This is a genomic window from Pseudomonas sp. TR47 (assembly GCF_044143025.1).
GTDB classification, from domain to species: domain Bacteria; phylum Pseudomonadota; class Gammaproteobacteria; order Pseudomonadales; family Pseudomonadaceae; genus Aquipseudomonas; species Aquipseudomonas putida_E.
The window spans coordinates 104310-123435 of record NZ_JBHFCS010000018.1; the positions used below are offsets into that span (position 1 = coordinate 104310).

The 19126-nt window shown below is 62.4% G+C and carries 16 protein-coding genes; 6 read left to right on the forward strand and 10 right to left on the reverse strand.

The genetic code is table 11. The annotated features are described in order from the left end of the window. Window positions 1-5: 5 nt before the first annotated feature. From ACEWE8_RS18685 to cmoB, 5 genes are all read left to right on the forward strand, one after another. Window positions 6-2417, forward strand: coding sequence for a glucose/quinate/shikimate family membrane-bound PQQ-dependent dehydrogenase (locus ACEWE8_RS18685; RefSeq protein ID WP_046787786.1), 2412 nt, complete (start codon window positions 6-8; stop codon window positions 2415-2417). Between the two features lie 134 nt (window positions 2418-2551). After that, a complete protein-coding gene (gene lon, locus ACEWE8_RS18690) occupies window positions 2552-4972 on the forward strand; it encodes an endopeptidase La (RefSeq protein WP_046787787.1) in 2421 nt (806 codons plus the stop codon). Window positions 4973-5080: 108 nt separating this feature from the next. Next, window positions 5081-5473 carry a protease inhibitor I42 family protein gene (locus tag ACEWE8_RS18695; RefSeq protein WP_046787788.1) on the forward strand — a complete coding sequence of 131 codons (393 nt, stop codon included), beginning with the start codon at window positions 5081-5083 and terminating at the stop codon, window positions 5471-5473. 89 nt (window positions 5474-5562) lie between these two features. Further along, window positions 5563-6306 (forward strand): carboxy-S-adenosyl-L-methionine synthase CmoA, encoded by a 744-nt coding sequence (gene cmoA, locus ACEWE8_RS18700; RefSeq protein WP_046787789.1) that lies wholly within the window; start codon window positions 5563-5565, stop codon window positions 6304-6306. Then, window positions 6303-7259: a tRNA 5-methoxyuridine(34)/uridine 5-oxyacetic acid(34) synthase CmoB gene (gene cmoB / locus ACEWE8_RS18705; RefSeq protein ID WP_046787790.1), complete on the forward strand. Its 957-nt coding sequence runs from the start codon at window positions 6303-6305 to the stop codon at window positions 7257-7259. Before cmoA ends, cmoB begins: the two co-directional genes overlap by 4 nt. 99 nt (window positions 7260-7358) lie before the next feature. Here cmoB and pdxJ read toward each other — a convergent pair whose 3' ends face one another. The 10 genes from pdxJ to rpoE form a co-directional block, all read right to left on the reverse strand. Further along, window positions 7359-8081, reverse strand: a complete 723-nt coding sequence (pdxJ, locus tag ACEWE8_RS18710; RefSeq protein ID WP_218176392.1) for a pyridoxine 5'-phosphate synthase — start codon at window positions 8079-8081, stop codon at window positions 7359-7361. 61 nt (window positions 8082-8142) lie between these two features. Next, the gene (gene recO / locus ACEWE8_RS18715) at window positions 8143-8826 is read right to left on the reverse strand and encodes a DNA repair protein RecO (RefSeq protein WP_046787791.1); all 684 of its coding nucleotides are present in this window, start codon (window positions 8824-8826) and stop codon (window positions 8143-8145) included. A 53-nt stretch (window positions 8827-8879) separates the two neighbouring features. After that, window positions 8880-9782, reverse strand: a complete 903-nt coding sequence (gene era / locus ACEWE8_RS18720; RefSeq protein ID WP_046787792.1) for a GTPase Era — start codon at window positions 9780-9782, stop codon at window positions 8880-8882. Next, entirely contained in the window at window positions 9775-10464 is a 690-nt protein-coding gene (rnc, locus tag ACEWE8_RS18725) for a ribonuclease III (protein WP_046787793.1), read from the reverse strand. Before rnc ends, era begins: the two co-directional genes overlap by 8 nt. A 161-nt stretch (window positions 10465-10625) precedes the next feature. Continuing rightward, complete coding sequence (lepB, locus tag ACEWE8_RS18730; protein ID WP_046787794.1) at window positions 10626-11480, reverse strand: signal peptidase I; 855 nt, start codon at window positions 11478-11480, stop codon at window positions 10626-10628. 5 nt (window positions 11481-11485) lie between these two features. Then, the gene (lepA, locus tag ACEWE8_RS18735) at window positions 11486-13285 is read right to left on the reverse strand and encodes a translation elongation factor 4 (RefSeq protein ID WP_046787795.1); all 1800 of its coding nucleotides are present in this window, start codon (window positions 13283-13285) and stop codon (window positions 11486-11488) included. Window positions 13286-13467: 182 nt separating this feature from the next. Next, window positions 13468-14874: a DegQ family serine endoprotease gene (locus tag ACEWE8_RS18740; RefSeq protein ID WP_196998204.1), complete on the reverse strand. Its 1407-nt coding sequence runs from the start codon at window positions 14872-14874 to the stop codon at window positions 13468-13470. A 209-nt stretch (window positions 14875-15083) separates the two neighbouring features. Continuing rightward, the gene (locus ACEWE8_RS18745; protein ID WP_046787797.1) at window positions 15084-16049 is read right to left on the reverse strand and encodes a MucB/RseB C-terminal domain-containing protein; all 966 of its coding nucleotides are present in this window, start codon (window positions 16047-16049) and stop codon (window positions 15084-15086) included. Window positions 16050-16061: 12 nt separating this feature from the next. Continuing rightward, window positions 16062-16652 (reverse strand): sigma-E factor negative regulatory protein, encoded by a 591-nt coding sequence (locus ACEWE8_RS18750; protein WP_046787798.1) that lies wholly within the window; start codon window positions 16650-16652, stop codon window positions 16062-16064. Between the two features lie 31 nt (window positions 16653-16683). Next, the gene (gene rpoE, locus ACEWE8_RS18755) at window positions 16684-17265 is read right to left on the reverse strand and encodes an RNA polymerase sigma factor RpoE (RefSeq protein ID WP_003252049.1); all 582 of its coding nucleotides are present in this window, start codon (window positions 17263-17265) and stop codon (window positions 16684-16686) included. Window positions 17266-17700: 435 nt separating this feature from the next. Between rpoE and nadB the strand changes: the two genes are divergently transcribed. After that, the coding region (gene nadB / locus ACEWE8_RS18760; RefSeq protein ID WP_395589344.1) for an L-aspartate oxidase at window positions 17701-19126 on the forward strand (1426 nt) is incomplete at its 3' end.

Here is a 19126-nt window from a genome sequence, read left to right on the forward strand (position 1 = left end):
ATACGATGAGCACTGACGGTGCCAAGAATGGAAGCCGCTGGCTACCGCGCCTGATGGGCGTACTGCTGCTATTGATGGGCCTGGCCTTGCTGGCGGGCGGCATCAAGCTCAGCCAGCTCGGCGGGTCGCTGTATTACCTGATCGCCGGTATCGGCTTTGCCGTTTCGGGCGCACTGCTGCTGGCTCAGCGCCGACTTGCCCTGGGCCTGTACGGCCTGGTGCTGCTGGCCAGCACGGCATGGGCACTGCTGGAAGTGGGCCTGGACTGGTGGCAACTGGTACCGCGCCTGGCCATCTGGTTCGCCATCGGCGTTGTGCTGCTGCTGCCTTGGGCACGCCGCCCGCTGACCGGCCCGGGCAACAAGGCCAATACCGCCCTGCTCAGCATTGCAGTGATCGCCTCTGGCGCTTGCGCGCTGGGCAGCCAGTTCACCCACCCGGGCGAAGTGTTTGGCGAACTGGGCCGCGACAACAGCGAAATGGGCAGTGCCGCACCGGCCATGCCCGACGGTGACTGGCAAGCCTATGGCCGCACCGAGCATGGTGACCGTTATTCGCCGCTGCGCCAGATCACCCCGCAGAATGCCTACCGCCTGGAAGAAGCCTGGCGCATCCGCACCGGTGACCTGCCAACGGACAACGACCCGGTCGAGTTGACCAACGAAAACACCCCGCTGAAGGCCAACGGCATGCTCTATGCCTGCACCGCCCACAGCAAGGTGCTGGCCCTGGACCCGGACACCGGTGCCGAGATCTGGCGCTACGACCCGCAGATCAAGACCCCGGTGGGTACGTTCAAGGGCTTCGCCCACATGACCTGCCGCGGCGTTTCGTACTATGACGAGAACAACTACGTCAGCCGCGACGGCAGCCCGGCGCCGAAAGTCTCCGACGCAGGCCAAGCCGTGGCCCAAGCCTGCCCGCGCCGCCTCTACCTGCCGACCGCCGACGCCCGCCTGATCGCCATCAATGCCGACAACGGCAAGGTCTGCGAAGGCTTCGCCAACCAAGGCGCGATCGACCTGACCACCGGTATCGGCCCGTTCACCGCCGGCGGTTATTACTCCACCTCGCCGGTGGCGGTCACCCGCAGCCTGGTGATCATCGGCGGCCATGTCACCGACAACGAGTCGACCAACGAGCCTTCCGGGGTGATCCGCGCCTATGACGTGCACGATGGCCGCCTGGTCTGGAACTGGGACAGCAACAACCCTGAAGACACCCAGCCACTGGCCCCGGGCAAGACCTACAGCCGCAACTCGGCCAACATGTGGTCGCTGGCCAGCGTCGATGAAGACCTGGGCATGGTCTACCTGCCGCTGGGCAACCAGACACCCGACCAGTATGGCGCCAACCGTACCCCGGGTGCGGAGAAGTACAGCGCAGGCGTGGTCGCCCTGGACCTTGCTACCGGCAAGGCGCGCTGGAACTACCAGTTCACCCACCACGACCTGTGGGACATGGACGTTGGCAGCCAGCCCACCCTGGTTCATCTGAAGACCAAGGAAGGCGTCAAGCCTGCGATCATCGTACCGACCAAGCAGGGCAGCCTGTACGTGCTCGACCGCCGCGACGGTACCCCCATCGTGCCGATCCGCGAGATCCCTGTACCGCAAGGTGCGGTCAAGGGTGACCACACTGCACCGACCCAGGCCCGCTCCGACCTCAATCTGCTCGGCCCGGACCTGACCGAACAGGCCATGTGGGGTGCCACACCGTTCGACCAGATGCTGTGCCGCATCCAGTTCCGCGAACTGCGCTATGAGGGCCAGTACACCCCGCCGTCCGAGCAAGGCTCGCTGGTCTACCCAGGCAACGTGGGTGTGTTCAACTGGGGCGGCGTCTCGGTCGACCCGGTGCGCCAACTGCTGTTCACCTCGCCCAACTACATGGCCTTCGTGTCGAAGATGGTGCCGCGCGAACAGGTTGCCGCCGGCAGCAAGCGCGAAAGCGAAACCAGCGGTGTGCAGCCCAACACAGGCGCGCCTTACGCCGTGATCATGCACCCGTTCATGTCGCCGCTGGGCGTGCCGTGCCAGGCACCGGCCTGGGGTTACGTGGCGGCCATCGACCTGTTCACCAACAAAGTGGTGTGGAAGCGCAAGAACGGCACCACCCGTGACAGCACGCCGATACCGATCGGCATGCCGGTAGGCGTGCCGAGCATGGGCGGCTCGATCGTCACTGCCGGTGGTGTCGGCTTCCTCAGCGGCACTCTGGACCAGTACCTGCGTGCTTATGACGTGAACAATGGCAAGGAGCTGTGGAAAGCCCGCCTGCCAGCGGGCGGCCAAGCCACGCCGATGACCTACACCGGCAAGGACGGCAAGCAGTACGTGCTGATCGTCGCCGGCGGCCACGGTTCGCTGGGCACCAAAATGGGCGATTACATCATCGCTTACAAACTCGCCGACTAAGCGGCAAGCTACAAGCGAAAGCGGGGCCTGCGAGGTCCCGCTTTTTTCTTGCGGCTTGAAGCTTGCAGCTTGAAGCTTGAAACCCATTCCCCCGCGCCCCATCTAAGCACCATAGCCATTCACGCAGGTGCCCCATGAGCGACCAGCAGGATTTTCCGGAACAACCCGACGAAAACAGCGAAATCGAACACCTTGATGGTCAGGCTCAAACCGGCCACGCCCTCGCCCTGCCCGGCCAGCAATTGCCGGACAAGGTCTACGTGATTCCGATCCACAACCGCCCGTTCTTCCCAGCACAAGTACTGCCGGTCATCGTCAACGAAGAGCCTTGGGCCGAAACCCTCGACCTGGTGGCCAAGACACCGGACCACTGCCTGGCCCTGTTCTTCATGGACACCCCTCCCGAAGACCACCGCCATTTCGACACTGCGGCCTTGCCGGAGTACGGCACCCTGGTCAAGGTGCACCATGCCAGCCGCGAAAACGGCAAGCTGCAGTTCGTCGCCCAGGGCCTGACCCGTGTACGCATCCGCACCTGGCTCAAGCACCATCGCCCGCCTTATCTGGTCGAAGTCGAATACCCACGCCAGCCAAGCGAGCCGACCGACGAGGTCAAGGCCTACGGCATGGCCCTGATCAATGCGATCAAGGAACTGCTGCCGCTCAACCCGCTGTACAGCGAGGAGCTGAAGAACTACCTCAACCGCTTCAGTCCCAACGACCCATCGCCACTGACCGACTTTGCCGCCGCACTCACCTCGGCCACCGGCAATCAGTTGCAGGAAGTGCTCGATTGCGTGCCCATGCTCAAGCGTATGGAAAAGGTCCTGCCGATGCTGCGCAAAGAAGTCGAAGTCGCGCGCCTGCAGAATGAGATCTCCGCCGAGGTCAACCGGCAGATCGGCGAGCACCAGCGCGAATTCTTCCTCAAGGAACAGCTCAAGGTCATCCAGCAGGAGCTTGGCCTGACCAAGGACGACCGCAGTGCCGACCTCGAACAGTTCCAACAGCGCCTGCAAGGCAAGACCCTGCCGGAGCAGGCAAAAAAGCGCATCGATGAAGAAATGGCCAAGCTGGCCATTCTTGAAACCGGCTCCCCCGAATACGCCGTCACCCGCAACTACCTGGATTGGGCCAGTGCGCTGCCCTGGGGTGTATATGGCAAGGACAAGCTCGACCTCAAGCATGCGCGCAAGGTGCTCGACCAGCATCACGCGGGCCTCGATGACATCAAGGAACGCATCCTGGAGTTCCTCGCCGTGGGCGCCTGGAAGGGCGAGATCAGTGGTTCGATCGTGCTGCTGGTGGGCCCGCCAGGCGTGGGCAAGACCAGCATCGGCAAGTCCATCGCCGAATCGCTTGGGCGCCCGTTCTACCGGTTCAGCGTCGGCGGCATGCGCGACGAGGCCGAGATCAAGGGGCACCGGCGCACCTACATCGGCGCCCAACCAGGCAAGCTGGTGCAGGCGCTGAAGGATGTCGAGGTGATGAACCCGGTGATCATGCTCGACGAAATCGACAAGATGGGCCAGAGCTACCAGGGCGACCCGGCCTCGGCGCTGCTGGAAACCCTGGACCCTGAACAGAACGTCGACTTCCTCGACCATTACCTGGACCTGCGCCTGGACCTGTCCAAGGTGCTGTTCGTGTGTACCGCCAACACGCTGGATTCGATCCCCGGCCCACTGCTCGACCGTATGGAAGTGATCCGCCTCTCCGGCTACATCACCGAAGAGAAACTGGCCATCGCCAAGCGTCACCTGTGGCCCAAACAGCTGGCAAAGGCCGGCGTGGCCAAGACCAGCCTGGCCATCAGCGACAGCGCCCTGCGCGCCGTGATCGAGGGCTATGCCCGCGAAGCCGGTGTACGCCAGCTGGAAAAACAGCTGGGCAAACTGGTGCGCAAGGCCGTGGTCAAGCTGCTCGAAGCCCCGGATGCCAAGCTCAAGATCGGCACCAAAGACCTGGAGGCCGCACTCGGCATACCCGTGTTCCGCAGTGAACAGGTGCTGGCAGGCAAAGGCGTGATTACCGGCCTTGCCTGGACCAGCATGGGTGGCGCGACATTACCGATCGAGGCAACCCGCATCCACACGCTCAATCGCGGCTTCAAGCTCACCGGCAAGCTGGGTGACGTGATGAAGGAATCTGCCGAGATCGCCTACAGCTACGTCAGCTCCAACCTCAAGCAATTTGGTGGTGATCCGGCTTTCTTCAACGAAGCCTTCATTCACCTGCACGTGCCAGAAGGCGCCACGCCCAAGGATGGGCCGAGCGCCGGTATCACCATGGCCAGCGCACTGCTGTCGCTGGCCCGTGACCAGGCACCGAAAAAAGGGGTGGCCATGACCGGCGAGCTGACCCTCACCGGCCAGGTACTGCCGATTGGTGGTGTGCGCGAGAAGGTCATCGCAGCGCGGCGGCAGAAGATTTTCGAACTCATCCTGCCCGAGCCCAACCGCGGGGACTTCGAAGAATTGCCTGAGTACTTGCGTGAAGGGCTGACCGTGCACTTTGCCAAGCGCTTTGCCGACGTGGCTAAAGTGCTGTTCTGACCCGCAACGCCCTCATCGCCGGCAAGCCGGCGATGAGGGCGGCACTGATAGCACAAAACCCGTCTATCATCGGTTATCCTCAGGCCTTCGCCAGCCTCTGGAGCTACCATGACTGTCCCTCGTCTGCTCGTTCCCCTGAGCCTCGTCCTGCTTACCGCCTGCGCCCAGCAGCCCAGGCAAACCGTCGAACTGGACGCTGAAAGCGAATGCCCCAAGCGCATGCAGGTCGGCCAGGCGCTCACCCTGACCCTGCCCAGCAACCCCTCCACCGGCTACCGCTGGCTGGTGCAGAACCCGGCCTCGAACATCTTGCGCAGCCTCGGCCCCGAGGTCTACAGCGCCCCCGAGGAAGCCGGCATCGTCGGCAGCGCGGGCATTTCCACCTGGCGCTTCGAAGCCCGTGCCGCAGGCGAAGGCCATCTGGTGCTGGTCTATCAGCAGCCCTGGGCCCCGGAAGTTCGGCCTGTACAGACCTTCGACTGCGCGGTGCAGGTCAACTGAACGCACAGCGCTGGTCAGCCGACCATGCATCCTTGGCGCGGTTTGGCTAGAATGCCGGCCCTGCCAATTGTCAGCCGCCTGGATTCACCGTGAGCAAACAACCCGACCGCCTTTTCGCCCAGCCTCTGGAGCAAGTTCCCGACTTCGTGTTCAACGAAGACGTGGTGCGCGTGTTCCCGGACATGATCAAGCGCTCGGTGCCCGGTTACCCGACCATCGTCGAAAACCTTGGTGTGCTCGCGGCGCGCTTCGCCCAGCCCGATACCGCCCTGTATGACCTCGGCGCGTCCCTTGGCGCCGTTACCCAGTCGCTGCGCCGCCATGTGCGCAGCGAGGGCTGCCGGGTGATCGCGGTGGACAACTCCGCGGCCATGGTCGAACGTTGCCGCCAGTACCTCACCGCGCAGGACTCGATGTTCCAGGAACTGCTGCCGGTTCAGGTACTGGACGCCGACATCCTGGCCCTGCCCTTCGAGCCTGCCTCGGTGGTGGCGATGAACTTCACCCTGCAGTTCATCGCCCCTGAACAGCGCCTGGCGTTGCTCGGCCGCATCCGTCAGGCATTGCTGCCCGGTGGCGCGCTGATCCTCTCGGAGAAACTGCATTTCGCCGATGACCAGGAGCAGACCCTACTCAATGAACTGCACCTGGACTTCAAGCGTGCCAATGGCTACAGCGAACTGGAAATCGCCCAGAAGCGCAGCGCCATCGAGAACGTGATGAAACCCGACACCCTGCACACCCACACCGAGCGCCTGCGCGCGGCGGGCTTCAGCAAGGTGGTGCCTTGGTTCCAATGCCTTAATTTCGCCTCGCTGATAGCCCTGCCATGATCGATCTGTCCCCCCTCGTCCGCCGCCTGGCGGGCACCCCACTTGCTTTATGGTCGCAAGGCCTGCAAGCACAACTTCAAGCCAAGCTGGAGAAAGGCCACGGCGACCTCGAGCGCTGGCGCGGTGCGCTGGACGCCCTGCCGGCACTGCAGCCAAGCGAAATCGACCTGGCCGACGGCCTGCGTCTGGACTGTGACTGCGACGACGCCACCCGCGCGCAGATGCGCCAGGCCCTGATGGGCCTGTCGCCCTGGCGCAAAGGGCCGTTCGACCTGTTCGGCGTGCATGTCGACACTGAGTGGCGCTCGGACTGGAAGTGGTCGCGCGTGGCACCGCACCTGGACCTGCAGGGCAAGCGTGTGCTCGATGTCGGTTGCGGCAACGGCTATTACCAATGGCGCATGCTCGGTGCAGGCGCCGACATGGTCATCGGGGTTGACCCCAACTGGCTGTTCTTCTGCCAGTTCCAGGCCGTGCAGCGGTACCTGCCCGGCTTGCCGGCCTGGCACCTGCCGTTTGCGCTGGAGGAACTGCCAGCCAGCCTGGAAGGTTTCGACACGGTGTTTTCCATGGGGGTGTTCTACCATCGCCGCTCCCCCATCGAGCACCTGCTGGCGCTCAAGGACTGCCTGGTCAAAGGGGGTGAGCTGGTACTGGAGACGCTAGTGGTCGAGGGCGACGAGCAGCAGGTACTGGTGCCTGAAGACCGCTACGCGCAGATGCGCAATGTCTGGTATCTGCCGTCGGTCCCGGCGCTGGAGCGCTGGTTGCGCCGTGCGGGTTTCAGCGATGTGCGCTGCGTGGATGTCAGTGTGACCAGCGTCGAGGAGCAGCGCAGCACCGAATGGATGCGCTACCAGTCGCTGGGGGACTTCCTCGACCCGAACGACCATAGCAAGACCATCGAGGGGTTGCCCGCCCCACGCCGCGCCACGCTGTTGGCGCGCAAATGAAAAGCCCCCACCGGGACTGCGCAGCTCTTGAGGCCTGCGCTGTACCTGTGGGAGCCGGCTTGCCGGCGATGGGCCGCCTGCATAACGCAGCGCAGATGATCAGCGCGAAGCTGCGACGATCAGCGCCTTCATCTCTGCCACCGCCGCCTTGAAACCTACGAACAGTGCATGGGCCACCAAAGCGTGGCCAATGTTCAATTCATTGATGCCCTTGATTGCCGCCACCGCCTCGACATTGTGGTAATGCAGGCCATGCCCGGCATTGACGATCAGCCCCTGACCGACGCCAAAAGCGACGCCGTCGACGATCCGCTTGAGCTCCTCAGCCACCTCAGTCGGCGTCTGGGCATCGGCATAACGACCGGTATGCAGCTCGATGGCCGGGGCACCCACACGGCGCGAGGCTTCGATCTGCCGCTCGTCGGCGTCGATGAACAGCGACACTTCGGCGCCAGTGCGCGACAGGCGCTCTACCGCAGCCTTGATGCGTGCCTCCTGCCCAGCCACATCGAGGCCGCCCTCGGTGGTCAGTTCCTGACGTGTTTCAGGTACCAGACAGATATGCGCCGGGCGAATCTTTTCGGCGAACACCATCATCTCTTCAGTGACGCCCATCTCGAAGTTCATGCGGGTTTGCAGCACGTCCTTGAGCAGCACCACATCGCGCTCCTGGATGTGCCGGCGGTCTTCGCGCAAGTGCACGGTGATGCCATCGGCGCCTGCTTCCTCGGCATCCAGCGCAGCCTTGACCGGGTCCGGATAGCGTGTGCCGCGGGCCTGGCGCAAGGTAGCCACGTGGTCGATGTTGACGCCGAGAAGCATGCGGTTGCTGTGAGTCACGAAAGGCTCTCCTGAAGATTTAGCCCCACAGCATACGACGAGCTCAGCGCTTGCGAAACAGTTCCCGGCTGACCAGCGGTTTTGGCCCCAGATGGACCGCCAACGCCTGACGCATCAGGCGCTTGGCCGCGAGCAGCGCACCAGGTGCATCCCAGTCGGCTTGGGCGAGGGCCAACAGCTCGGCGCCATTGAACAAGCCAGGCTGAACCAGGTAAACGCGTTCAAGGCCGGCATCGACCTGCAAGCGGTACAGCCCGTCGGCCTCGATCGGCTCGTCGCTGACGTCGTGGTCAAGCGCAAAGGCGTAACCCAGGTCTTCCAGCAGCCGCCATTCGAAGGAACGCAGCAGTGGCTCCAGCGGGCGCCCGGCGGCCAGGGCCTGCAAGGTCAGGGCGTAGTGCTCGAACAGTTCCGGTTGTGGTGCTTCGGCAGGTAGCAGGCGCATCAGCAGTTCATTGAGGTAGAGGCCGCTGAACAGTGCGTCGCCGTGCAGCCAGGACGCGATGCCCATGCTGTCCAGGCGCCCGACGTTTTTGAGCTCACTGCGGCCGCGCAGTTCCACTTCCAGCGGCACGAACGGCCGCACCAGGCTGCCACCCTTGCCCCTTGCTCGGCGCAACACCGCGCGCACGCGCCCCTGCGGCGTGAAGAAGTCCACCAGCGCGCTGGTTTCCTTGTAGGCACGGCTGTGCAGCACGTAGGCCGGCTGGCCGACAGGTTGTTCCATGAAGTGTGGCCTGAAAGCAGAGCGGCCCGGAGAGATCCGGGCCGCTGGAGGGGTTACAGGTCGCCGTAGCCCAGCGAGCGCAGTGCACGCTCGTCATCGGACCAGCCGCCTTTGACCTTGACCCAGAGGTTGAGCATGACCTTGGCGTCGAACAGGGTTTCCATGTCCTTGCGCGCGTCGGAGCCAATGCGCTTGATGCGCTCGCCCTTGTCGCCAATGATGATCTTCTTCTGGCCGTCACGCTCCACCAGGATCAACGCATGGATGTGCAGCACATGGCCCTGCTGCTTGAACTCCTCGATCTCCACGGTGATCTGGTACGGCAATTCCGCACCCAGCTGGCGCATGATTTTCTCGCGCACCAGTTCAGCGGCCAGGAAGCGGCTGCTGCGGTCGGTGATCTGGTCTTCCGGGAAGAAGTGATCATTCTCCGGCAGGTGCTTGGCAATCAGCGCCTCGAGTGCGTCCAGATTGTGCCCCTGCTGGGCTGAGATGGGTACGACCTCGGCATTGGGCAGTTGCTCCTGCAGCCACTGCAGGTGCGGGATCAGCTCGGCTTTTTCGTCCATGCGGTCGGTTTTGTTGACTGCGATGATCAGCGGGCCGGTCACGTACTGAACGCGTTCGAGCACCAGTTGGTCCTCATCGGTCCAGCGCGTACGGTCGACCACGAAAATCACCACATCGACGTCCTTCAGGGCCGCCGAGGCATTGCGGTTCATGTAGCGGTTCAAGGCCTTGTCGTTGGCCTTGTGCATGCCGGGGGTGTCGACGTAGATGGCCTGCACATCACCCTCGGTCTTGATGCCGAGCATGTTGTGGCGGGTAGTCTGTGGCTTGCGCGAGGTGATCGCCAGCTTCTGGCCGAGGATATGGTTGAGCAAGGTCGACTTGCCCACGTTGGGGCGGCCGACGATGGCCACGTAACCGCAGCGGGTCGGATTGTTCTCAGTCATTGCCATTCTCCACGCCCAGGGCGATCAATGCGGCGGCGGCAGCGACTTGCTCGGCAATACGCCGGCTCACGCCCTGGCCACGGCTCTTGTTGTTCAGCAGCACCACTTCGCATTCGACGAAGAAGGTACGGCAGTGCGGTTCGCCCTGGATGTCCACCACCTCGTAGCGAGGCAGGTCACAGCTACGCGACTGCAGAAACTCCTGCAGGCGTGTTTTCGGGTCTTTGTTGGTGTCGACAAGGGTCAGGCTTTCGAACTCGTCGGTCAGCCAGGCCAGCACGCGCTCGCGGGCGGTCTGCATGTCGGCATCAAGGTAGATGGCGCCGATCAGGGCTTCGAGGGCATCGGCCAGGATCGACTCGCGGCGGAAACCGCCGCTCTTGAGCTCACCGGAGCCCAGGCGCAGGTACTCACCCAGGTCGAAACCGCGGGCCAGCCGGGCCAGGGTTTCGCCCTTGACCAAGCGCGCACGCAAGCGCGACAGCTGGCCTTCGCGGGCCTGCGGGAAGCGCTCGAACAGCGCCTCGCCGGCCACGAAGTTCAGAATGGCATCGCCGAGAAACTCCAGGCGCTCATTGTTGCGCCCGGCGTAGCTGCGATGGGTCAGGGCCAGCACCATCTGGTCCTGGTCTTTGAAGGTGTAACCGAGCTTGCGCTCGAGACGGGCAAGGGAAGCACTCATGCAGCCACCCGTTGGTTGTTCAACGCGTTGTTCAAATCAACATCCTGAAAGACTGTTTGGCTGTGGCCCGTCGCGGCGAGCGACGAATCTCTCGATCCCTGAGAACACAGCCTATGTCAGAAATGCATTCGGCGCTGTCTGCTGGACAGCGCCGAAGGGTATCAATGGATCAGGCCGACCCGCGACAGGTTGGGCAAGTGGCTGAACTTGGGCTCTGGCCAGCTCATCCAGACCGCGAAGGCCTTGCCGACGATGTTCCGGTCCGGAACCATGCCGTGCAGTTCCTTGGGAATGTTCGGGTCATCCCAGTAACGGCTGTCGTTGGAGTTGTCGCGGTTGTCGCCCATCATGAAGTAATGGCCGGCCGGCACGGTCCACTGCTGGTCCGGCGGCATGCGATAACGGGTCATTTCCTTGCGGATCAGGTGCTCGGCTTCGCCCAGCTTTTCCTTGTACAGCTCGGCGCTGCCCAGGGTGCCGGGCTCGGCGCCGACCAATTGCTCGGCAATGGGCTTGCCATTGACGAACAACCGCTTGTCGCTGGTGTAGCGGATCTGGTCACCTGGCAAGCCCACCACACGCTTGATGTAGTTGACGTTCGGATCGCTTGGGTAGCGGAACACCATCACATCACCGCGTTGCGGGTCACCCACCTCGATGACCTTCTTGTCGATCACCGGCAGGCGAATGCCGTACGAGAACTTGTTCACCAGGATGAAGTCGCCCACTTCCAGGGTCGGTTTCATCGACCCCGAGGGGATCTGGAACGGCTCTACCAGGAACGAGCGCAGCACCAGTACGATGAACAGCACCGGGAAGAACGACTTGCCGTACTCGACCAGCAGCGGTTCCTTGTTCAGGCGCTCGACCACGGCCATTTCTGGCTGGGTGACGCTACCCTGGTAGTTGGCGACTGCCGCCCGCCGGCGCGGGGCCAGGAACAGCAGGTCGATCAAGCCCAACAGACCGCAAACGGCTACGGCGATGACTAGCAACAGCGGGAAATTTAGCGACATAGGACCTAGCTATCCAACCTGAGCACGGCGAGGAAGGCTTCTTGTGGAATCTCCACGTTGCCCACCTGTTTCATGCGTTTCTTACCGGCCTTCTGCTTCTCCAGCAGCTTTTTCTTACGGCTGACGTCACCACCGTAGCACTTGGCCAGTACGTTCTTTCTGAGCGCCTTGACGGTTGTCCGCGCGATGATCTGGCCGCCAATGGCTGCCTGGATCGCCACATCGAACATCTGCCGAGGGATCAGTTCCTTCATCTTCTCGGTCAACGCACGGCCTTTATAGGCCGCGTTGTCGCGGTGCACGATCAATGCCAGGGCATCGACCTTGTCGCCGTTGATCAGTACATCCAGCTTGACCAGGTTGGCCGACTGGTAGCGATCGAAATGATAGTCCAGCGAAGCATAGCCGCGGCTGGTCGACTTCAGGCGGTCGAAGAAGTCCAGCACCACTTCGTTCATCGGCATGTCATAACGCACCTGCACCTGGCTGCCGAGGAACTGCATGTCGCGCTGTACGCCACGCTTCTCGATGCACAGGGTGATGACGTTGCCCAGATGCTCCTGCGGCACCAGGATGGTCGCGGTGACGATCGGCTCGCGGAAGTCGGTGACAGCCGAAACATCAGGCAGCTTCGACGGGTTGTCGACAACGATGGTTTCGCCGGTCTTGAGTTCCAGCTCGTAGATCACGCTCGGAGCCGTGGTGATCAGGTCCAGGTCGTATTCGCGCTCCAGGCGCTCCTGGATGATCTCCATGTGCAGCATGCCCAGGAAGCCGCAACGGAAGCCGAAGCCCAGTGCATCGGAGCTTTCGGGCATGTATTGCAGCGACGAGTCGTTCAGGGTCAGCTTCTGCAGGGCGTCGCGGAAGTCCTCGAAATCGTCGGAGCTGACCGGGAACAGGCCGGCATAAACCTGCGGCTGGATCTTCTTGAAACCGGCCAGCATTTCGACCTCGGGAGTCGAGGACAGGGTCAGTGTGTCGCCGACCGGCGCACCATGGATGTCCTTGATGCTGGCAATGATGAAGCCTACTTCACCGGCTTTCAGATCAGCGGTCTGGGTATGTTTCGGGGTGAAGACACCCACGCTGTCGACCAGGTGCACCTTGCCGGTGGACTTGACCAGGATCTTGTCGCCCTTCTTGACGCGGCCCTGACGCACGCGCACCAACGAAACCACGCCCAGGTAGTTGTCGAACCAGGAGTCGATGATCAACGCCTGCAGCGGGGCATCGATCTCGCCCACAGGCGCGGGAATGGTGTGGACCAGGCGCTCGAGAACCTCGTCGACGCCCATGCCGCTCTTGGCACTGCACGCCACCGCGTCGGTAGCGTCGATGCCGATGATCTTCTCGATCTCGTCCTTGACCCGATCAGGGTCGGCCTGAGGCAGGTCCATCTTGTTCAGGACCGGCATGACCTCAAGGCCCTGCTCGATGGCGGTGTAGCAGTTGGCCACCGACTGGGCTTCGACGCCCTGGCCGGCGTCCACCACCAGCAGCGCACCTTCGCAGGCCGCCAGCGAACGCGAGACTTCATAGGTGAAGTCGACGTGGCCGGGCGTATCGATGAAGTTCAGCTGGTAGGTCTTGCCGTCCTGCGCCTTGTAGTGAAGCGTGACGCTGTGGGCCTTGATGGTGATCCCGCGTTCGCGCTCCAGGTCCATGGAATCCAGAACCTGAGCTTCCATTTCGCGTGCCGACAGGCCACCGCACATCTGGATGAAACGGTCGGCCAGCGTCGACTTGCCATGGTCGATGTGGGCGATGATGGAGAAATTGCGGATATGACTCAAATCACTCACGGGTCAACACTCGAAAAGGCTGCGAGCCGGACGCCCGCCGAAAAATAGCCGGGAATTGTACCTCAACCAGCAGGGATATGGGAGATTCCTCTGACGCACGATACAGGCTGACTCCCGCCAAGAATTGTGAACTCTCATGAAAAAGGGCAGCCGAAGCTGCCCTTTGCAACCGGCAAGCCGGCTTATTCAGCAAGCTTGAAGGTGATGAAGCTCGCCCGGCCCTGGCGCAGCACGCGCATGGATACCGAACGGTTCTTCGGCAGGTCCTTGGCAATTTCGGTGAACTGCTTGGCCGAGGCGATCGCCTGGTTGTTCAAGTGGCTGATAACGTCACCCGGACGCAGCCCAATCATGGCTGCCGGGCCATCCTGGACTTCTTTGATGACGACGCCACCCTTGAGCTCCAGCGATTTCTTCTGCTCGGCGGTCAGGTCAGAGACGGAAACACCCAGGCGGTTGCTGCTGCGCTCTGCACTGCCATCGGCACCCGTACCAGTACCGATATCGGCATCGTCATCAGGCATCGCACCAATGGTCACATCCAGGTTCTGGCGCTTGCCATTACGGATGATCTCAAGCTTGGCCTTGGCGCCAGCCTTCAGGGTCCCTACCAGATGCGGCAGGTCGGCCGACATGACGATCGGCTGGCCGTTCATGCTCAGGATCACGTCGCCCACCTGCAGGCCGCTCTTGGCTGCCGGGCCATCTTCCAGCACCTGCGCCACCAGGGCACCGGCCGGCTTGTCGAGGCCGAAGGATTCAGCCAGGTCCTTGTTGACTTCCTGAATGACCACGCCCAGCCAGCCGCGGCTGACCTTGCCGTCCTTCTTCAACTGGTTGGAGACATCGATCGCGACATCGATCGGGATGGCGAACGACAAGCCCATGAAACCGCCCGAACGGGTGAAGATCTGCGAGTTGATACCCACTACTTCGCCATTCATGTTGAACAGCGGCCCGCCGGAGTTGCCTGGGTTGATGGCCACGTCGGTCTGAATGAAGGGCACGTAGGTGTCATTGGGCAGGGTGCGGCCTTTGGCGCTGACGATCCCTTTGGTCACCGAATGATCGAAACCGAACGGCGAACCGATGGCCAGCACCCACTCACCTACCTTGAGCTTCTCGGAGTCGCCCAGTTTGACGGTGGGCAGGTTCTTGCCGTCGACCTTGAGCAGGGCCACATCGGTGCGCGGGTCGGTGCCGACCAGCTTGGCCTGCAGCTCGCTGCGATCGGACAGACGGACGATGATCTCGTCGGCATCGGCAACCACGTGATTGTTGGTCAGCACATAACCGTCACTGGAAATGATGAAGCCTGAGCCCAGCGACTGGGCCTCGCGCTGGCGGTCACCACGTGGCGAACGCGGCTGTTGCGGCATGTTGCGCTCGAAGAACTCGCGGAACATCGGCGGCAAGCCTTCGAGGTCCGGCATCTGACCGGCAGCGACACGGCGGTCAGGCAGCTTTTGCTTGGTACTGATGTTGACGACGGCCGGCGAGGCCTGCTCGACCAAGGTGGTGAAGTCCGGCAGGGCCTCCTCGGCCTGGGCGGTCAGCACCTGGCCAAGCATCAGCACGGCGGCGAACATCGATAGGTAGGATTTCAAGCGTGGTATTGACATACGGCTCCCGTCACAACGAGCGTAGTTAGCGTAAGACCGCCTGCAAAAGCAGGAAAGGCCAGACTCCAAGAAGCCTGACCTATAGAAAATTTACAGATGGATTGCAAATGACAATGCTTTAATTTCATTTCAGCCGCATGTCCGTGCGCCTTGTCATGTGCCGAAAAAGGGCGCCATTACTGGCGCGCCTGAGCATCCTGTGGGCGCATCGACAATGCGACGCGTTCTGCAGTACCTAATGGAATTTCGCCGACCACAGTGACCATCACCTTACCCTTGGGCGTGTTAAGGCGACGTGAAACGGCCGAAGTAGGGCCTAGCTGAGTACGCACATCAGCGCTGGCATCTTCCGTGACCAGCTCCAGAAACACCGAGAAGCGTGCCAGGCCATCGTCATACATGAGGCTGCTGATGGTGCTATCCCCAGAAGGGTCACGCCGTACGGTACTGTTGATCAGCTCGAAACCCGGTGGCAGCCAGTCCGAGCGCCAGCCTGCAACGGCTTCGGTCTTGGGGCGGGCCACACGCTCCACCGGTTTGCAGGCGGCACTGGCCTTCAAATCGGCATCGGTAGGCAGGTCATCGGTGTCAAGGCGCGTCATCTGGAAGCGCTCGAGCAACTGCCCCTTGTCGTTGAGCATCAACGAGCGCAGCGGCAGGCCGGTTTTGCTGTCCAGGTGCATTTCAAATGCGTAGCGGTGCTGGTCGCGCGGAGTAAGCGTGACAATGACCGCGTCGCGCCCGGCGACCCGTGCCTTGCCTGCTACAGCCAAATCGTACCAGCTCATCAGTTTGAGGGGGTCGAGCATGCGCGGCGCGGCATCGGGCAAGTTGCTCACGCCACTGGCCAATGCACCACTGACGCATTGCACCTTGCCGTCCACCCGCACGATTTCCTGGGCGGCACCGTCAAGCTGGAGCAATCGCTCGCTGACCTTGCCGTCCTGAACCCGATGCCAGATGTCGTGGGATGAGAAGCTGCCGTTTCGTTCGTAAACGAAGGAGCCCTGGTAACTCTGCCTTTGTTCGGCCTGTGCCAGCTTGTTCAGCCATTCGCTTGCCTGGGGCGACGAATTGGCTGCCAATGCTGGCACCGTCATGCAACTGCCTAAAAGCAGCGACAGGAGAGGTAGCGCGCGCATGATCCTCCTTACTTAGCGGTTTTCCAGGCTGGCGGCGCGGGCATACGGCAGGGCAGTTTCAGTACCCTTGAGCGCGGATTCCTGCGCGTGCTGGCGCAGATACCCCGGCAGACGCTGATCCCAGCCGGCCTGGTTCTGCAGCACGCCATTGGCCATCGGCCCGGTCGGTTGCTCACTGCCTTCACTATAGCCTGCCAAAACAGCCGGGCCCTGAGTTTGTGGCATGCTCAGGCCTTGCTGGGCAGGTTGCTGCGAAGCCAGCTCGGCGCCGGTGATCTCGTCCTGGTTGTACATGCGTACACCAGCCAGCACAGCAACGGTAACCGAGGCGGCAACGGCCAGGCGGCCAATGCTGCGCCATGGGCCTTGCTTGACTTTGGCCGGTACGGCTTCGTCAGCCAGGGCGGCAGACACCGCCGAGGCGATATCCAGTTTCGGCAGCAACAGCTCCTTGTGCATCGCTGCGCGGGCTACCTGGTAACGCGACCAGGTGGCACGGGTTTCGGCATCGTCGACGGCGCTCAGCACCCGTCGCAATTCCAGTTCGTCCGCTTCGTTATCCATTACCGCGGACAGCGATTCCTGCAAAGCTTCACGACTCATGGCGGTTCCTCTCTTGGCTGTCGCCGCTGTCTCAGGTTTCCTGCAACAAGGGCTGCAGGGCTTTGTCTATGGCCTCCCGAGCGCGGAAGATTCGAGAGCGCACGGTACCCACCGGACATTGCATGACACTGGCAATGTCTTCGTAACTCAACCCGTCGAACTCACGCAGGGTCAGAGCCGTGCGCAAATCTTCAGGCAGTTGCTGGATGGTGCGATGGACTGTGCCTTCGATTTCATCCCGCAACAGGGAGCGTTCTGGGGACTCGAGATCCTTGAGGCCATGATCGCCGTCGTAAAACTCCGCATCCTCGGAGCTCACATCGCTGTCTGGCGGCCGTCTTCCACGGGACACCAGATAGTTCTTCGCCGTGTTGATGGCGATGCGGTACAGCCAGGTATAAAACGCACTGTCACCGCGGAAATTGCCAAGCGCACGGTAGGCCTTGATAAAGGCTTCCTGCGCTACATCCTGGGCCTCGTGGGTATCGTGAACGAACCGCACGATCAACCCGAGAATCTTGTGCTGATACTTCAGCACCAACAGATCGAACGCTCGCCTGTCACCGCGCTGCACGCGCTCGACAAGCTGCTGATCCTCTTCCTGGGTTAGCATGAACACTCCTCAGTGAACTCGAAGGAGCGTTGCATCAGCCATCGTTCGGGCTTGCAAACATAGACTCGGGCTTTTCGCAAAAGTTCTCTCCTCCAAGCAAGTTTCCTGCGGCCCTTGACTGGCTCGCACGGAAGACGCGGCGCGGGCACGGCCGGCAGCGTCGATAATCAGGTTTCGGATACGCAGGTGTCAGCCCGGATAGAGCCGCCGCCACGCGTCGCCGCGCGAAATGATGGCGCACGGGCAGCCTTCATAGGATTTCCAGCCATGTAGGAAAGTTCCCACGAAGATTGCCCTAACGTCGCAAGTGGCATGGAAATTGGCCACCGCAGGCTGCTATAAAGGCAACCCGGCCTCTATTCACGATAGTTTCACAATGCCATCTACGCGTGTCTATTGTGCCGTGCCCCCTCCGAAGATTACTAGTGTCCCGACATGAGCCAACAATTCCAACATGATGTCCTGGTGATCGGCAGCGGCGCAGCCGGTCTCAGCCTGGCACTCAACCTTCCCGCCCACCTGCGCATCGCCGTACTGAGCAAGGGCGACCTGGCCAATGGCTCGACTTTCTGGGCCCAAGGTGGCGTGGCCGCGGTACTGGACGACACCGATACCGTGCAGTCCCATGTCGAGGACACTCTCAATGCCGGCGGCGGGCTGTGCCACGAAGATGCCGTGCGATTCACCGTCGAGCACAGCCGCGAAGCCATTGAGTGGCTGATCGAACAGGGCGTGCCCTTTACCCGCGATGAGCACTCCAGCGTTGACGATGGCGGCTTCGAATTTCACCTGACCCGCGAAGGCGGGCACAGCCACCGGCGCATCATCCATGCCGCCGATGCCACGGGCGCAGCCATTTTCACCACGTTGCTGGAGCAAGCCCGCAAACGCCCCAACATCGAACTGCTTGAGCAACGAGTGGCGGTCGACCTGATTACCGAGCGGCGCCTGGGCTTGCCAGGCGCGCGGTGCCTGGGCGCCTACGTGCTGAACCGCAACAGTGGTGAGGTGGACACCTTCGGGGCGCGCTTTACCGTGCTTGCCACCGGCGGCGCCGCCAAGGTCTACCTGTATACCAGCAACCCCGATGGTGCCTGCGGCGATGGCATCGCCATGGCCTGGCGCGCCGGCTGTCGGGTTGCGAATCTGGAATTCAACCAGTTCCATCCCACCTGCCTCTACCATCCGCAGGCCAAGAGTTTCCTGGTCACCGAAGCCCTGCGCGGCGAAGGCGCCCTGCTGCGCCTGCCCAATGGTGAACGCTTCATGCCGCGCTTCGACCCACGCGAAGAACTGGCTCCGCGCGACATCGTGGCCCGGGCCATCGACCATGAGATGAAGCGCCTGGGCGTGGACTGCGTCTACCTGGACATCACGCACAAGCCGGCCGACTTCATCAAAAGCCATTTCCCGACGGTCTATGAGCGTTGCCTGGCCTTCGGTATCGACATCACCCGGCAGCCGATCCCGGTAGTGCCCGCCGCCCACTACACCTGTGGCGGGGTGGTGGTCGACGATCGCGGCCATACCGACGTCCCGGGCCTGTACGCCATCGGCGAGACCAGCTTCACCGGCCTGCACGGCGCCAACCGCATGGCCAGCAACTCGCTGCTCGAGTGTTTCGTCTACGGCCGTTCCGCTGCCGCGGACATCGAGGCCCGTCTGGCCCAGATTGCCATGCCCAAAGCCCTGCCCTGCTGGGATGCCAGCCAGGTCACCGACTCGGATGAGGATGTGATCATCGCGCACAACTGGGACGAACTGCGGCGGTTCATGTGGGACTACGTGGGCATCGTGCGCACCAGCAAGCGCCTGCAGCGTGCCGAGCACCGCGTGCGCCTGCTGCTGGACGAGATCGACG

Excerpts from the sequence above, each read along its gene's own strand:
- ACEWE8_RS18685 (WP_046787786.1), top strand. The coding sequence starts at position 6 with ATGAGCACTGACGGTGCCAAGAATGGAAGCCGCTGGCTACCGCGCCTG.
- lon (WP_046787787.1), top strand. The coding sequence starts at position 2,552 with ATGAGCGACCAGCAGGATTTTCCGGAACAACCCGACGAAAACAGCGAA.
- ACEWE8_RS18695 (WP_046787788.1), top strand. The coding sequence starts at position 5,081 with ATGACTGTCCCTCGTCTGCTCGTTCCCCTGAGCCTCGTCCTGCTTACC.
- cmoB (WP_046787790.1), top strand. The coding sequence starts at position 6,303 with ATGATCGATCTGTCCCCCCTCGTCCGCCGCCTGGCGGGCACCCCACTT.
- pdxJ (WP_218176392.1), bottom strand. The coding sequence starts at position 8,081 with ATGCTTCTCGGCGTCAACATCGACCACGTGGCTACCTTGCGCCAGGCC.
- recO (WP_046787791.1), bottom strand. The coding sequence starts at position 8,826 with ATGGAACAACCTGTCGGCCAGCCGGCCTACGTGCTGCACAGCCGTGCC.
- era (WP_046787792.1), bottom strand. The coding sequence starts at position 9,782 with ATGACTGAGAACAATCCGACCCGCTGCGGTTACGTGGCCATCGTCGGC.
- rnc (WP_046787793.1), bottom strand. The coding sequence starts at position 10,464 with ATGAGTGCTTCCCTTGCCCGTCTCGAGCGCAAGCTCGGTTACACCTTC.
- lepB (WP_046787794.1), bottom strand. The coding sequence starts at position 11,480 with ATGTCGCTAAATTTCCCGCTGTTGCTAGTCATCGCCGTAGCCGTTTGC.
- ACEWE8_RS18740 (WP_196998204.1), bottom strand. The coding sequence starts at position 14,874 with ATGTTCGCCGCCGTGCTGATGCTTGGCCAGGTGCTGACCGCCCAGGCC.
- ACEWE8_RS18745 (WP_046787797.1), bottom strand. The coding sequence starts at position 16,049 with ATGCGCGCGCTACCTCTCCTGTCGCTGCTTTTAGGCAGTTGCATGACG.
- ACEWE8_RS18750 (WP_046787798.1), bottom strand. The coding sequence starts at position 16,652 with ATGAGTCGTGAAGCTTTGCAGGAATCGCTGTCCGCGGTAATGGATAAC.
- rpoE (WP_003252049.1), bottom strand. The coding sequence starts at position 17,265 with ATGCTAACCCAGGAAGAGGATCAGCAGCTTGTCGAGCGCGTGCAGCGC.